Below are 996 nucleotides of genomic sequence, written 5' to 3'. Positions count from 1 at the left end.
CCTGCCCGCCTGCAAGAGAGCGAAGGTCGACATCATCGTGCGGCTCAAGAGAGGGCCAGGATGATCGGGTCGAGCGACAGCCCCTATGGTATGGCAATCCGTTCGAAGTCGCCTACGTACCACTATGGCTGCGGCTTCGTCAGCTTGGCCCGATACTCCTCGTCCAAGATGGCGGGCAGGGATATCTTTTTGGTTCGCGCGCCGTCGACGGAGATCATTTCACCGCTAACGAAACTGGAATCCTCACTAGCCAACCAAAGGACCGCATTGGCTATCTCCTTTGGAGCGCCAATCCTTCCTACCGGGTGGAGTTGCCCCAATTCCCGCTCGATCAAGCTTCGGTCCGGGTGCATCTCGACGTAGGCACGGTTCAGCTCGGTATCGATCCAACCGGGGCAAACGGTATTGCAACGTATACCATCAGGCCCGAGGTCAACTGCCAGTCCCAACGTAAGACCATGCACGCCGGCCTTCGTGGCCGCGTAGGCTGTATGCCAAGGGTTGACCATATAGCCCTCGACCGACCCGATGTTGACGATCGTGCCCGAGCCGATACGTCTCATTTCCGGGACCACATACTTGGCCATTAAAAACGGACCACGAAGATTGACCGCCATAAGCCTGTCCCAATCCTCGGCAGTCTGTTCGTCGATGGACTTATGAATGACCATACCGGCATTGTTGACCAGGACATCGATCCTGCCGAACTTCTGCAGGACCCCGTCAACGAATGCGCGAATTGAGGCCTCCTTTGTGACGTCAAGAGACATGAACGTAAGCCTCTCGACGCCGCCGGAATCAGCTGAGCGATCGTCACGCAAATCGCCGACGATAACCAAGGCGCCTTCATCAGCGAGCCGCTCGGCAATTGCACGCCCTATGCCTCGGTTGCCGCCGGTGACGATGGCAACTTTGCCTGATAGCCGATTACCCAAGAATTCCTCCTATCCTGCCGTGAAGCCGCCATCTATAGGAATAGCAACCCCCGTGATGTGC

1 protein-coding gene is annotated in these 996 nt (G+C 57.2%); it reads right to left on the bottom strand.

Features of this window, described 5'->3' with window-relative positions; all coding sequences use genetic code 11:
- Positions 1-122: 122 nt before the first annotated feature.
- The gene (locus tag BQ8482_RS32675) at positions 123-935 is read right to left on the bottom strand and encodes an SDR family NAD(P)-dependent oxidoreductase (protein ID WP_123151304.1); all 813 of its coding nucleotides are present in this window, start codon (positions 933-935) and stop codon (positions 123-125) included.
- Positions 936-996: the final 61 nt, after the last annotated feature.

Origin of the sequence: Mesorhizobium delmotii (genome assembly GCF_900149755.1) — a bacterium.
GTDB lineage: Bacteria > Pseudomonadota > Alphaproteobacteria > Rhizobiales > Rhizobiaceae > Mesorhizobium > Mesorhizobium delmotii.
The sequence above is the reverse complement of the archived record's forward strand: the minus strand, read 5'-3'. Positions and strand labels throughout refer to the sequence as shown.